A 12508-nucleotide genomic window follows, 5' to 3' on the forward strand; every position below is an offset into this window, starting at 1 on the left:
CGGTTAAAGATTGCAAATTTGACTAACACAGCACCAAATCCGGCTCCTTTACGGCCAAACCTGTCAAACCAATAAGATACGAGCGGTTGTCTTGCAGACAACTAACCGCAAATTTCATAGCTAACACCATCGCAATTATTCGATATTTTGAACCTGCTCTCGCATTTGCTCTATCAACACTTTTAAATCAACACTCGCCTTAGTTAGGCGAGGATCATGAGCCTTAGAGCCCAATGTATTCGCTTCTCTATTTAGCTCCTGCATCAAAAAGTCTAAACGTCTACCCGCTGGTTCCGGCTTATCTAAGACGGCCGTCACTTCTTCGACATGCACTTTTAGCCTGTCCAACTCCTCAGCAACGTCGGTTTTTTGTAGAAAAATCACCATCTCCTGCTCGAGGCGGCTAGGGTCTAGCTGATCCTTGATGTCGGCCAACTTTTCATCTAGGCGTGTCCGATAGCCTTGTGCTATCTCTGGCAAAAACTCAACAACCTCTTCGATTACATCGGCAATTCCAGCTAACCGTTGATGAATTAACGCCGCCATTTTGCGCCCTTCTGTACCACGCGCGTGCTTCATACCCTCAAGCGCCTCTCCAAGCACCGCCATCAAACTGCTTTTCATCAACTCAGGAGCAACCTTTTTTGCCTGTAACACGCCAGGCCAGCGCAAAACGTCGACAGCACGTATGGCGGACATTTCGGGTACCGTCTTGCGCATCTGCAACAAAAGAGCATTTAGATTAGAGGCCGCTTCATGATTTGGCTCAAGACCACTGGACTCACTTTCCTTTAAGCGAATAAAAACATCGACGCGCCCGCGAGCCAGTTTTTCACCAATTAACTCTCTAACCGCGCCTTCATGCAGCCGCAATTCTTCTGGCATTCTGGGTGCAACTTCTAAGTAGCGATGATTCACACTGCGAAGTTCGCAGCTCAGTTCCCCAAGTTCAGTTGTCACTGATGCTTGAGCGTAGGCGGTCATACTTTGTGTCATAGTGTATACAAATGCTCGCAATGATTGATGATTTAGCGTGAAGGTCTATAATAACCGAATGAGCTTATTAAAACCCAAAACTCAGAACATTCCTGCCATGCCGTTAAAAGCGGATACAATGGTGGAACATTATAAGATTGGACGAGTCATCGGAGTCGGTGGTTTCAGTGTGGTTTACAGTGCACTAGACACGAAAACCAACACGATTGTAGCCGTCAAGGAATTCTACGCTACTAACTGTATGCGTCGAGCACGTGATGGTTCGTTACATATTTTCCCTAAAGACCAAGAGCACAAATACCATATCGGGCTGAAGCGATTCTTCGATGAAGGATTAACGCTTTCTCAAATTGACCACCCCAATATAGTCAATGTTTCCAATTTTTTCCGCGCCAACAATACCGCCTACCTAGTCATGCGTTACGAAAATGGCAAGGATCTAAGATGGTTTATCAAAAACACCGACTATGTTCCTGATGAGGAATTCATCTTAAGCGTGTTCAGTATGACCTTAGCTGGATTGAAGGAAGTCCACAAAAACAGCTTTTTACATCTGGACATCAAGCCGTCTAATATTTTGTTAAGGGCAAGTGGCGTTCCTTTGATCTTGGATTTAGGGGCGGCTTACAAGTTTCCCTCGGCAGAAAAACATAAGGTTCATACCTTGACGCATGGATACTCAGCGCCTGAGCAGCATGAAAAAACAGATCTCGATCTGTGTTCAGATCTGTACGCAATCGCAATGACAATGAGAGCCTGCATCACACATAAGTCGCCGCCAAGCGCCGTTAAGCGACTAAAAAAAGACACGTTAAGGCCATTGAAAGATACTCACGGCCAGTACTACAGACCCAAACTGATCGAAGCAATAGATCGGGCTAGCAGCTTGGATGCGTCCAAACGCCCTCAGTCAGTGGACGAGTTTGTAGACATCATGACCACACGATAGCAGGACGCAATTAAATGGAAATGCATTATTCCGTCGGACAACAAAGCCACCAAGGTGGCCGGGATTATAATGAGGACAGCACCGCTATTTTTGAGCGTGAAAATGCGGTTCTGTTGGTGGTGGCAGACGGACTGGGTGGCCATGAAGGTGGTGAAGTAGCATCTCAATGCTTTGTTGAGGCGATGGGCGACTCTTTTAAAAAAGCGACGCCAGCTCAACTGGAAAAAGCACAGAGCTTTCTCACTTTATCTATTAACTTTGCGCACCACTCAATTCACCGTAGAGCGGTTGCTCAAGGTCTACCCGTTGAATCACCCAAAACAACCTGTGTCGTTTGCTTGATATACAAAGGCATTGCGCATTGGGCACATTCAGGTGATAGTCGACTTTACTTAATTCGAAGGCGACAATCACGCTTCATTACCGAAGATCATGTTTCACAAAAAGCAGGAAGGAAGGGCAACGCGCCGATCAATCGATGCGTCGGGGGTCTAGAAGCGCCAAGGCCCGAGGTAAGTGAGCCTCGAAAGATGCGAGAAGGTGATGTTTTCTTTTTAGCCACTGACGGTGCTTGGGCTTGTTTTGACCCTGAAGATCTCAGTGAGTACGTCGACCCACAACACCCAAGCTTGGGACTAGACAGTTTGCTACAAACGCTCGAGAACCGAAACAAAGCCCCCAGCGACAACCTGTCGGTGGTGGTGTTATTTTGGGCGGTTAAACAACTAGACAACCCTGAATTTAATGAATTTGATGAGCCAGACACGGTTGAGCTGTTAGACCAATCGATTCAGGCATCGCGAGCAAAAGAAGCGCCAACAACCGAAGCAAAGCCCGGCGAGAAAAAATTCGATATGAAGGACTTAAATGAAGCCATCAATGAAATAGAGAGCTTCATTTCTGACCTTGACGACCAACTTTAAAACCCAAAATTTCAGCAGTTAGAAGGATCATGTAACGCCTTCGCCTGCTCATTGCCCCTCGTGGCAGCTCTAATTAAAATACCAACGGATAACAATGAGTAATAACCAAACTATTTCTCGCCCCAGCGGCCGTGAAACTGACCAATTACGCGACATCAAAATTGAACGAAACTACACGGCTCATGCGGAAGGGTCCGTGTTAATTAGCTGTGGCAATACCAAAGTACTTTGCAACGCCAGCGTGGAAACCAAAGTACCTCATTTTCTAAAGGGCCAAGGGAAAGGCTGGATTACTGCGGAATACGGCATGCTTCCTAGGTCAACCAACTCTCGCATGGGGCGAGAGGCCGCAAGAGGTAAACAATCGGGGCGCACTCAAGAAATTCAGCGCCTGATTGGACGCTCATTACGCGCAGCTGTGGATCTAAAAAAACTCGGCGAACACTCAATCACTCTTGATTGCGATGTTATTCAGGCAGACGGTGGAACTCGGACCGCATCAATTACCGGTGCCTACGTCGCTTTGACGGACGCAATTCAATACATGCTCGATCAAAAATTGATTAAGAAAAACCCTCTGCAAAGGCAAGTCGCGTCGGTATCCGTTGGTATTTACAAAGGAGCACCAGTGCTTGATCTAGATTACCCTGAAGACAGCAATGCAGAGACAGACATGAACGTCATCATGGACGATAATGGCGATTTCATCGAAGTACAGGGCACTGCTGAAGGTGCGCCATTTAGCGGGCAGGAAATGCAAGCTATGCTGATGTTGGCAGAACAAGGAATAGCCCAGCTTATTGATGCTCAAAACGCGGCGCTTGAATCCTGAAAATCACAACGAAAATGAGTAAAAAAATTGTTCTAGCTACCGGCAATGCGGGCAAAGTAGCGGAAATGCAAAGCCAGCTTTCAGAGCTGGGTGTTGACGTAATCCCCCAGAGCCAGTTTGACTTTCCAGAAGCCATCGAAGATGGCTTAAGCTTTGTCGAAAATGCGCTTATTAAAGCCCGGCATGCATGTAAGCATACAGGGCTAGCAGCCATCGCGGATGATTCGGGACTAGAGGTTGACGCTCTGGACGGACAGCCTGGAATATACTCCAGTCGGTACTCAGACGGCCCAACCCCAGCCGACCGAGGAGACGAAGCAAATAACGTAAAATTACTTAATGCACTTGAAAAGCATGGTAATAGATCCGCTCGTTTCCAATGCGTGCTGGTTTACATGCAGCACGAGCTCGACCCGACGCCCATTATCTGCCAAGGAACGTGGAACGGAGAAATTGCGCGAAGCCACCAAGGGAAGAATGGATTTGGTTACGACCCTATATTTTACGTTCCTGAACTATCGTGTCACGCAGCCGAGCTAACGCCTGAACAAAAAAAACAATTCAGTCATCGAGGAAACGCGATGACTGAACTTAAACACAAACTTATATCTTCACTAAGCTTTGATAGTAAAACCCCTTAGATTAAAATTTAACGCCAGCCTTTTTATCGTCAACTTTGTACTGATTTAGAACATTATGAGCCTCAAGTTAACTAAGCATCCGTCTTTTTCCGGCCGTAAAGGCCCCGTTGTTATTCTTGTTGCCGATGGTGTCGGTGTGGCTCCTGACTCGCCCAGTAATGCCGTATCAGAAGCGAATACGCCAACACTTGATATGTTGGCCAACCAAGAGCTGTACACTGAAATCGCGGCACATGGCACGGCGGTCGGACTGCCAAGTGACGACGACATGGGTAACAGCGAGGTAGGACACAACGCGATTGGCGCTGGAAGAATATTTGCGCAGGGTGCAAAGCTTGTTAATCAAGCCTTGGCCAGCGGCGAAGTTTTCGAAACGGATGTTTGGGGAGACGCTATTAAACACGGCAAAGAAAACACCCTTCACTTATTGGGCCTTCATTCAGACGGCAATATACATGCCCACACCAAGCACCTTTATGGCTTGATGAGTAAGGCGGCTGACCAAGGCGTTAAAGAATGCTGTTTACATGTCCTACTCGACGGTCGGGATGTGGACGCTCGCTCCGCCCTGATTTACATTGAGCAGACCGAAGCGCTTATCGATAAAATCAACGAGCAATATGAAGCCAACTTTCGAATCGCTAGTGGCGGCGGTCGAATGGAGATAACGATGGACCGCTACGAAGCTGACTGGGAAATGGTCCGCCGTGGCTACAACTGTCACACTCACGGCGTGGGCACACAGTTTGAATCTGCCGCCGACGCCGTTGAGGCTATGTATGAATCTACAGGCAAAGATGACCAATACCTTCCCGCGTTTGTTATCGGTAAGGACGGCGCACCAGTAGGCAAGATGAAGGACAATGACGCCGTCATTCTGTTCAACTTTAGAGGCGACCGTGCCATTGAAATCTCACTAGCTTACGAACGTGACGATTTCGATAAATTTGATCGATCTGAGTTTGGAGTGCATCCAAGCTTGTTTTACGCAGGAATGCTTCAGTATGATGGCGATGACTTCATTCCCAATCAATACTTGGTTAACCCACCTCAAATAGACCGAACATTAGGCGAATACTTGTGCGCTGATGGGGTTAAATCGTTCGCCATATCAGAAACGCAAAAGTACGGACACGTTACTTATTTTTGGAACGGCAATAGTTCCGGTTACATAGACGAGTCGCTGGAAACTTACATCGAGATTCCATCCGATAATATTGAATTTAACGAAGCGCCAGCGATGAAGGCGCGAGAAATAACTGACGCTACGATTAAATTAATTGAAAGCGGCGAGTATCGATTCGGTCGTCTCAATATCGCCAATGGCGATATGGTGGGACACACAGGAGACTTGGGTGCGGCCATCGAAGCGATGGAGGTCGTGGATGAATGTGTTGCCAAGTTAATCCAAACCATAAAGGAGCATGATGGGATCCTCATCTATACGGCTGATCATGGCAATGCCGACATTATGTACACTGAAAAAAACGGAGTTAGAGTCCCCAAAACCAGCCATACATTAAGTCCTGTACCGCTGGCGATTGTCGACCCAAACTACGCTGGTGAATACCAGCTTGCGCCTCCCACTGACGCAGGTTTAACTCACATCGCCGCAACCACATTAAACTTACTTGGGTATGAAGCACCAGAGGGCTATCAACCCAGTCTAATTAAGTTTTAGCCCGTTAATCGCGGCCGCATAACTCAAATGATCAACTAGATCCTACGTCATGTCCAACAGCACCATTCACAAAGGAAAACTCATATCGGTTCACAAGGAACGCGTTGATCTGCCAAATGACAATCACACGTATTTCGATATCGTCAAACACCCGGGCGGAGCCGTAATAGTGGCAATTGATGAACGAAATCGGCTTTGCCTATTGAAACAATGGCGTCACGCCGTTGGTGAGTTTATTTGGGAATTACCAGCTGGCTGTTTAGAACCTGGAGAGCCGCCACTTGAAACCGCCAAAAGAGAACTGGAGGAAGAGGCGGCAATAAAGGCCGAGTGCTGGCGCGACCTTGGCACCATAATCCCCAGCCCAGGGTTTAGTAATGAAGTACTCTATCTTTTTGAAGCAAAAAAACTGAGCCCAGGCAAACTAAACCTTGATGACGCCGAGCAACTCGAAGCTCATTGGATGGCTATTGATGACGTAAAAGGCATGGCGATGAGAGGTGACATCAAGGACGCCAAAACGCTGGCTGCGTTATTTAAAATAGGCGCTTAAATCAACCACAAAGCAAGAGCAACTCCCGCACCAATCCCAGCGGCGAACCCACCGATAAAAATAAGTCCGCCAAGGCGCGACATTAATGCACTGTCCGAATCTGACCGATTCGTATTATCAAACTCTTCAATGGTAATCAAAAAATCAGACGCGGGCATTTCGAATACAGCCGCATACGAGGCAACCGTTTCGTTTGAAGCAACACCGTCTTTTTCGACTCGCTGAATCGTCCGCATACTGACCCCACACACTTCGGCCAAGTGTTGTTGAGTCCAATTTTTGGAGAGCCTCATGTGCTTCATTTTATTAGAGTCTACTAACATGACCGCTCCAAACTAAAATATCAGGGCTGAAAGCATGCCAACCACCGCACCCAGGCCTAGTGCACCGAAAGCCGCGTGAAATTTTTGTTTTAGAGCAAGTGCCGCGTAAAAAGGGTCGATTTTACGGCCAGCCTCAACACCATTAACCCAGACCGTAACGTCCTGTTTCATCGAGAGAAAGTTAAGTGTCCTAGTGATCACTCGATAATGATTTCCGAGATAACTGAAATCGGAGTCGGTCAGAAACCCAAGGCAATTCGAATGCCGGCTGAATACTTGCTCTCCATCTATGTAAATTCGGCGTTTTAAAATAAAAAAGTCATGAATAAACACGATTTCCGTACCTTCGTGTTCGAAAGCGACACGAGAGATATGAAGGTCATAGCCAATAAATTCTTTAAATGTCATTAGGTAAATACAGTAAGACTTAAGTTAAGCTTATTAGACATGATCTGGAAATAGAGGGTGAGGACACAAAGGTAACACTAAAGAGGAGTTAAACGACAGTTTTATGACACTAGAGAACGTCGCGCGACTAAAGGCGCTCAATAAGGTCATAATTCTTCTTCAAGGCCCCTCGATGTGCATCAATAAACGCCATGCCCTTACTGCCCATTTCATCTCGCAAGCTAGGGTTAGCTAGCAACTCAGCCACAACGTCAGTCAACTCATCAACATCCTTCACCATTTTTCCTGCACCCTCTTTAATCGTCCAGCGACTAATATCTGGAAAATTAAACATGTGCGGACCGAAAACAACCGGCACTCCCAATGCACATGGCTCCAATATGTTCTGCCCGCCCAATGGTTCTAAACTGCCTCCCACGAAAGCGACATCCGAACACGCATACATCAACGTAAGTTCGCCCATCGTGTCCCCTAAATAAACATCCACGTCTGCCGACAACTCGGCCACGTCCTCGGTACGTCTAACACACACAAGCTCACGTCTTTGAATCTTTCGAGCCATGTAATCAAACCGCTCCGGGTGTCTGGGCACCAGTATCAACAAGAGGCTAGGAAACTTTTCTTTTAAAGATTTGTACGCCGCCAAAATCTTACTTTCTTCCCCATCGCGTGTACTCCCTGCGATCCAGATCAGTCTATCTTGACCTAGCTGTCGACGCATGACCTCAGCGGATTCTCGAAGGCTAGGGGCAATATTTACGTCGAATTTAATACTGCCTGTCTCAGCAATTTTTTCAGCAGGAACTCCCAATAGCTGCAAATGCTTTCGATCGTTCTTACCTTGAACTGCAAAGAAATCAACTTGCTCAAGAATGCTTTGCACGAAGTTCGGAAACCTAGCGTAACCAGCGTAAGATCGCTCAGACAAACGAACGTTGGTATAGAATAATTTAGCGCCCGACTGCTTTACCGCCGATATTAAGTTAGGCCAAATTTCGGTCTCCATGACAAGCACGGCCTTCGCGTTGACTGTGGCGACAAATCGCTTAATGGCCCAATTAAGATCATACGGAAAATAACAATGAGACACTTTACCTTGGAGCATCATGTCAACCATGGCCGACCCAGTCGGTGTAGTTGTGGTCACCAATATGTTAATTCCCGGCTTTTCTTTGATCAGCCGTTGAATCAACGGCGCTGACGCTCTCGCTTCACCCACCGAAACAGCATGAACCCATAAATCGTACGGAGCATTTGACCTAACCTCTTCACTGGCCGAGCCAAATCGCTCTGACCAACGAGACCAATAATCAGGATTTTTAAACCCTCGTAAGCACAAGCTTATTAAGCCGAATGGAATGGCCAGGTTCAATAAAGTTCGATAGATATAGATCATCAAACCCAGTCCTTTGGAACGATAAACTCCTCAAGCAAATTTGCTTCTGGTGTACCTTCTTCGGGCTCTGCACGGTACTCCCAAGCCACCTTTGGAGGCATGGACATTAAAATTGACTCTGTTCTTCCGCCCGACTGCAAACCGAATAAAGTACCACGATCATAAACAAGGTTAAATTCGACATACCGCCCCCGCCTAAGCAATTGCCAATCACGCTGAGACTGTTCATACGGGGTTGCTTTACGCCGATTTAAAATAGGCAAGTACGCTTTGAGATAATGATCCCCGACGCTTTGCATTAGCTCAAAACTTGATTCAAACCCAGATTCATTAAGGTCATCGAAAAACAATCCGCCAATGCCTCGTTGCTCTTCACGGTGGGGGAGATAAAAATAATCATCACACCACTTTTTAAATTTTGGGTAAATATCTCCACCAAAAGGCGCACACGCATCTTTCGCAGTCTGATGCCAATGCACCGCATCGGCTTCAAACCCATAGTAGGGCGTCATATCAAAACCACCACCAAACCACCACACAGGCTCTTCGGTGTCCGCTCCGGCAATGAAGAACCGAACATTCATATGAGACGTAGGAGCGAAAGGGTTCAAGGGATGAACGACGAGAGACACCCCCATGGCTTCAAATCGCTTACCCGCAAGCTCAGGACGCTTATTCGTTGCCGCAGGTGGCAGCTTATCCCCAACCACATGAGAAAAATTAACGCCACCTTTCTCAATCACATTGCCGCCAGAAAGCACTCGTGTCCGGCCTCCTCCTGTACCACTGTTGTGTTTCCATTGATCTTCCACAAACTTAACTCCATCAACATCTGATAGAGATTGGCATAGGGAGTCTTGCAATGATTTCAGGTAAGTTGCAACACGATCACGTTGCTTAAGCGTCACGGACATTTTTTAGATTCTATCTCAGGGTGGTACCGGTTATTGCATCACGTATTGTCGACGCGCGTTGCGCGCCCCCAACGGGCAAATCGATTATGTAATCGCATTCTACACCGATATCCTGTTTAACGGTGCTTGCTAATAGATGTTCTTTTTCACCACTTCTGTTGGCACTGGTCGACACAATGGGGTGTCCATATTGAGTCAAAAGAGTCAAGCAGAAGTCGTGTTGAGGAATTCTCATCGCGATGGATTCATGCTTGCCACGAACCATGGGAGAAACGCTCTCGTGTGCAGGCATTACCCACGTATTAGGGCCAGGCCAACTATCCATGATGGCATCGGGGTCTGAGATTTCAGACCAATTGGCGTAGAGCTTGACTTGATCTAAGCTCGCTGCGATCAAAATGACACCCTGCTCTGCTGATCGAGCCTTAATATCCAGTAGCCTTTGAACAGCCGTCTCATCACGAGGATCACACCCTAAACCGAAGCAATATTCAGTCGGATACGCAATGACTCCCCCAGAATCGAGTACACGACATGCGCTATCTAGTTCTCGTTTAATCTTATTTGAAATTTTTAACATCGACTACTATCGTTCACAACCGGGCAAGCACATCATAGGCCACTCGAATAATAATGTGAAACGTCCGAGTACCGATAACCTTAGTCGAGCCCGATCCTCGATCGCAATTTTCCTAAAACGATCGACGAATAAACTATAGAACGCGCTTAAGGAGTATTAATTCCCCAATCGTATTCGTATCGTGTGTCGGAAATGTTCGGAAAAGCAGCGGAAATCTCTTCGGGAACATGTTGCGCGATGTATTGCAGAAGTGAATCGAAATCATCAGCAAAGTCAGTATCGTAAGTCTCAAACAATCCGGACAAGACCAGCTCACTCCCGTTCAAACGCGCTGCGCGATAATGTGACATGTAGTTCTTTTCCAAGGCATTCAAGACTTCTTCGTTATTTTCGCCTTCCAGAATAGTAGCCGATACATCCGGCCCCCCTAAGGAGAAAAAGAACAGCGCAAAATGGATGCGATGGTCTTTGTACATTGGCCTGAGAACACCATTGTGAATGTCATCAAGCGACATCTTTTGTTGGGATATGGTTACCAGCTTTCGCTTCCAAGGTCTGGCCGAAAACACACCAGTTCTAGCATCGCGAATACTCGACACACGATCGTCCTCATAGGCATCGAGCATCATCTTTAGAGTGGCCGCATTATAGATATTTACCCAATAGGCTTTAGCTTGGCCTTCGTTGAGTTGGCGCGGCTCAAGAAGCTGGAGGTAGTCAAGATAACTTTCTAATTTGGTTCGATCAGACGCCGAAACAGCGTTGAAATTAAACCTAGCGATCCCACTTGGATGCTGATCAGAAATGTACGCGGTTAACACTTCTTTAAAAGCACTGTGATCAACATTAATCAAACTTTCAGGTTCAACATCATTCCAAAACTTAATTAATTTCATCGGCACTGCCGCCATGGTGGCAACAGTAAAAAAACTAACTACTCCTAACATGACCAAACTAACAATACTTCGTGTACGAGCCACTATTTTCCACCTCTTTATTAACACAACTCATCGGGGGATGTGTGCGCCAACGCGCCCACCCACAACCGTGTGTACTTCATTCTATTTTTTAACGAGGCTTAATTAGACCAAAAAGACTCAATACCCGAACTAAGTAGTTGACCTAACACTGACACCACTCCCTCTGCACTAGGCCATATTTTTAGCCTATTTAAAGATTCACGTGTTCTGCTTTACCCAATAAATGCAGCGAATACGCTCTGCGCAACCTCTTTTTATTTACCGTACAAACGGTCTATAACCAACCTTACCCGACAATTGTAAGGGGACGCAATACCTATGCGCATATTTTTACTTGATCACGGGGCAAAAGGATCTATTCGCTTGTGGTTTTTGACTAAACATGGGTCGCTCTGCATCTCTCAATCCGCTCTACCAGTGTCGAACTAAAAAATTTGCTGATTAACTTTATGATAAGTAAGTTCCACTTTCCGCCTCCCCAATCCCCGGGTGACTTCAAAACGGACCGACCTTACTCAGCGTTTAAAGACCAGTCATATTGAAAGTAGATTTGTTCAATTGAATCGAGTTGAGTTAATTTATCGGCGTCTAAGAAGTCACTCAAATACTCCAATAGTTCTTCCTCTGTCGCACCAAAGTCCACTCCATACCAATCAAATATACTCGATAACACCAACACATCACCTTCTCTGGACAGACCTCTCGGATGATTGATAAATTGCTGGGCACCCAGTTCCAGCAATTCATCAGTATTCAGTGCGGTAAATACTCTTTCCTGCAGATTCGGACAACCCACACTCGCACAATTCACAGCGAAATGAATTCTCGCGTCCTGCCAAATCGGTCGCAAAATTCGATGCTCTATGTCGTTAAGACTGAGCTCCTGACCGGCGATTGAAATTAATGATTTATCCCACGGGCCAAATAAAGAAGTAAAAAAGCGTATTTTCCTAATTGATTCCACCGGGTACTTGTCAAGTACCACATCAACGGTAAGAGCATTGTACAAATTAATCCAGAATGCCTGCTGCTCAGCACGTCTCAGTTTTCTAGGGTCTAACCGACTCAATCCACTTAGGTAAGTCTTGAGACGTTTTTTGTCCTCAGATGTAACCGCTTTATAGTTGAACCGACTTACGCCATCTTGAGTCTTTGCATTCAAATACCGATCCAAAATAACTTGCCAATCATCATGCTCAACAACAAACAATGACTCGTCATCGTACTCCGCCCAAAAACTCCAAGCTTCCGAGGAAGGCGCGGCCCAACTAACATTGATCAGACACACTAAAACAACACAAAGAAACAATAATTTAAGCCTGGTCACAGCAA

At 46.4% G+C, this 12508-nt stretch carries 14 protein-coding genes; 6 read left to right on the plus strand and 8 right to left on the minus strand.

Going from position 1 to position 12508, the window contains the following annotated elements:
* Nucleotides 1–135: 135 nt before the first annotated feature.
* On the minus strand, nucleotides 136–996 hold the full coding sequence (locus ABWW54_RS14980; protein WP_353413371.1) for a YicC/YloC family endoribonuclease: 861 nt from the start codon (nucleotides 994–996) through the stop codon (nucleotides 136–138).
* Nucleotides 997–1054: 58 nt separating this feature from the next.
* Here ABWW54_RS14980 and ABWW54_RS14985 point away from each other — a divergent pair, with 58 nt between their 5' ends.
* The 6 genes from ABWW54_RS14985 to ABWW54_RS15010 all read left to right on the plus strand — a co-directional run bounded on the left by ABWW54_RS14985 (nucleotide 1055) and on the right by ABWW54_RS15010 (nucleotide 6575).
* Nucleotides 1055–1945: a serine/threonine protein kinase gene (locus ABWW54_RS14985; RefSeq protein ID WP_353413373.1), complete on the plus strand. Its 891-nt coding sequence runs from the start codon at nucleotides 1055–1057 to the stop codon at nucleotides 1943–1945.
* Between the two features lie 14 nt (nucleotides 1946–1959).
* The gene (locus ABWW54_RS14990) at nucleotides 1960–2868 is read left to right on the plus strand and encodes a PP2C family protein-serine/threonine phosphatase (protein WP_353413375.1); all 909 of its coding nucleotides are present in this window, start codon (nucleotides 1960–1962) and stop codon (nucleotides 2866–2868) included.
* Between the two features lie 94 nt (nucleotides 2869–2962).
* Nucleotides 2963–3700, plus strand: a complete 738-nt coding sequence (rph, locus tag ABWW54_RS14995) for a ribonuclease PH (RefSeq protein ID WP_353413377.1) — start codon at nucleotides 2963–2965, stop codon at nucleotides 3698–3700.
* Between the two features lie 14 nt (nucleotides 3701–3714).
* A complete protein-coding gene (gene rdgB / locus ABWW54_RS15000; protein ID WP_353413379.1) occupies nucleotides 3715–4341 on the plus strand; it encodes an RdgB/HAM1 family non-canonical purine NTP pyrophosphatase in 627 nt (208 codons plus the stop codon).
* A gap of 55 nt (nucleotides 4342–4396) precedes the next feature.
* Entirely contained in the window at nucleotides 4397–6022 is a 1626-nt protein-coding gene (gene gpmI, locus ABWW54_RS15005) for a 2,3-bisphosphoglycerate-independent phosphoglycerate mutase (protein WP_353413381.1), read from the plus strand.
* Between the two features lie 49 nt (nucleotides 6023–6071).
* On the plus strand, nucleotides 6072–6575 hold the full coding sequence (locus ABWW54_RS15010) for an NUDIX hydrolase (RefSeq protein WP_353413383.1): 504 nt from the start codon (nucleotides 6072–6074) through the stop codon (nucleotides 6573–6575).
* On the opposite strand, the gene ABWW54_RS15015 is transcribed toward ABWW54_RS15010, so the two are convergent.
* The 7 genes from ABWW54_RS15015 to ABWW54_RS15045 all read right to left on the minus strand — a co-directional run bounded on the left by ABWW54_RS15015 (nucleotide 6572) and on the right by ABWW54_RS15045 (nucleotide 12503).
* Nucleotides 6572–6898, minus strand: coding sequence for a helix-turn-helix transcriptional regulator (locus tag ABWW54_RS15015; RefSeq protein WP_353413385.1), 327 nt, complete (start codon nucleotides 6896–6898; stop codon nucleotides 6572–6574). The genes ABWW54_RS15010 and ABWW54_RS15015 overlap by 4 nt on opposite strands.
* Before the next feature lie 12 nt (nucleotides 6899–6910).
* Nucleotides 6911–7306, minus strand: coding sequence for a hypothetical protein (locus ABWW54_RS15020; RefSeq protein ID WP_353413387.1), 396 nt, complete (start codon nucleotides 7304–7306; stop codon nucleotides 6911–6913).
* A 127-nt stretch (nucleotides 7307–7433) separates the two neighbouring features.
* The gene (gene waaA, locus ABWW54_RS15025; RefSeq protein WP_353413389.1) at nucleotides 7434–8702 is read right to left on the minus strand and encodes a lipid IV(A) 3-deoxy-D-manno-octulosonic acid transferase; all 1269 of its coding nucleotides are present in this window, start codon (nucleotides 8700–8702) and stop codon (nucleotides 7434–7436) included.
* Nucleotides 8702–9616 (minus strand): oxygen-dependent coproporphyrinogen oxidase, encoded by a 915-nt coding sequence (hemF, locus tag ABWW54_RS15030; protein ID WP_353413391.1) that lies wholly within the window; start codon nucleotides 9614–9616, stop codon nucleotides 8702–8704. The genes waaA and hemF overlap by 1 nt, the downstream gene beginning before the upstream one ends.
* 10 nt (nucleotides 9617–9626) lie before the next feature.
* Nucleotides 9627–10196 carry an L-threonylcarbamoyladenylate synthase type 1 TsaC gene (gene tsaC, locus ABWW54_RS15035; protein ID WP_353413393.1) on the minus strand — a complete coding sequence of 190 codons (570 nt, stop codon included), beginning with the start codon at nucleotides 10194–10196 and terminating at the stop codon, nucleotides 9627–9629.
* Nucleotides 10197–10342: 146 nt separating this feature from the next.
* On the minus strand, nucleotides 10343–11092 hold the full coding sequence (locus tag ABWW54_RS15040; protein WP_353413395.1) for a DUF547 domain-containing protein: 750 nt from the start codon (nucleotides 11090–11092) through the stop codon (nucleotides 10343–10345).
* Nucleotides 11093–11687: 595 nt separating this feature from the next.
* Nucleotides 11688–12503: a DUF547 domain-containing protein gene (locus ABWW54_RS15045; RefSeq protein WP_353413397.1), complete on the minus strand. Its 816-nt coding sequence runs from the start codon at nucleotides 12501–12503 to the stop codon at nucleotides 11688–11690.
* Nucleotides 12504–12508 lie beyond the last annotated feature (5 nt).

It is taken from the genome of Arenicella sp. 4NH20-0111, assembly GCF_040366405.1.
GTDB lineage: Bacteria > Pseudomonadota > Gammaproteobacteria > Arenicellales > Arenicellaceae > Arenicella.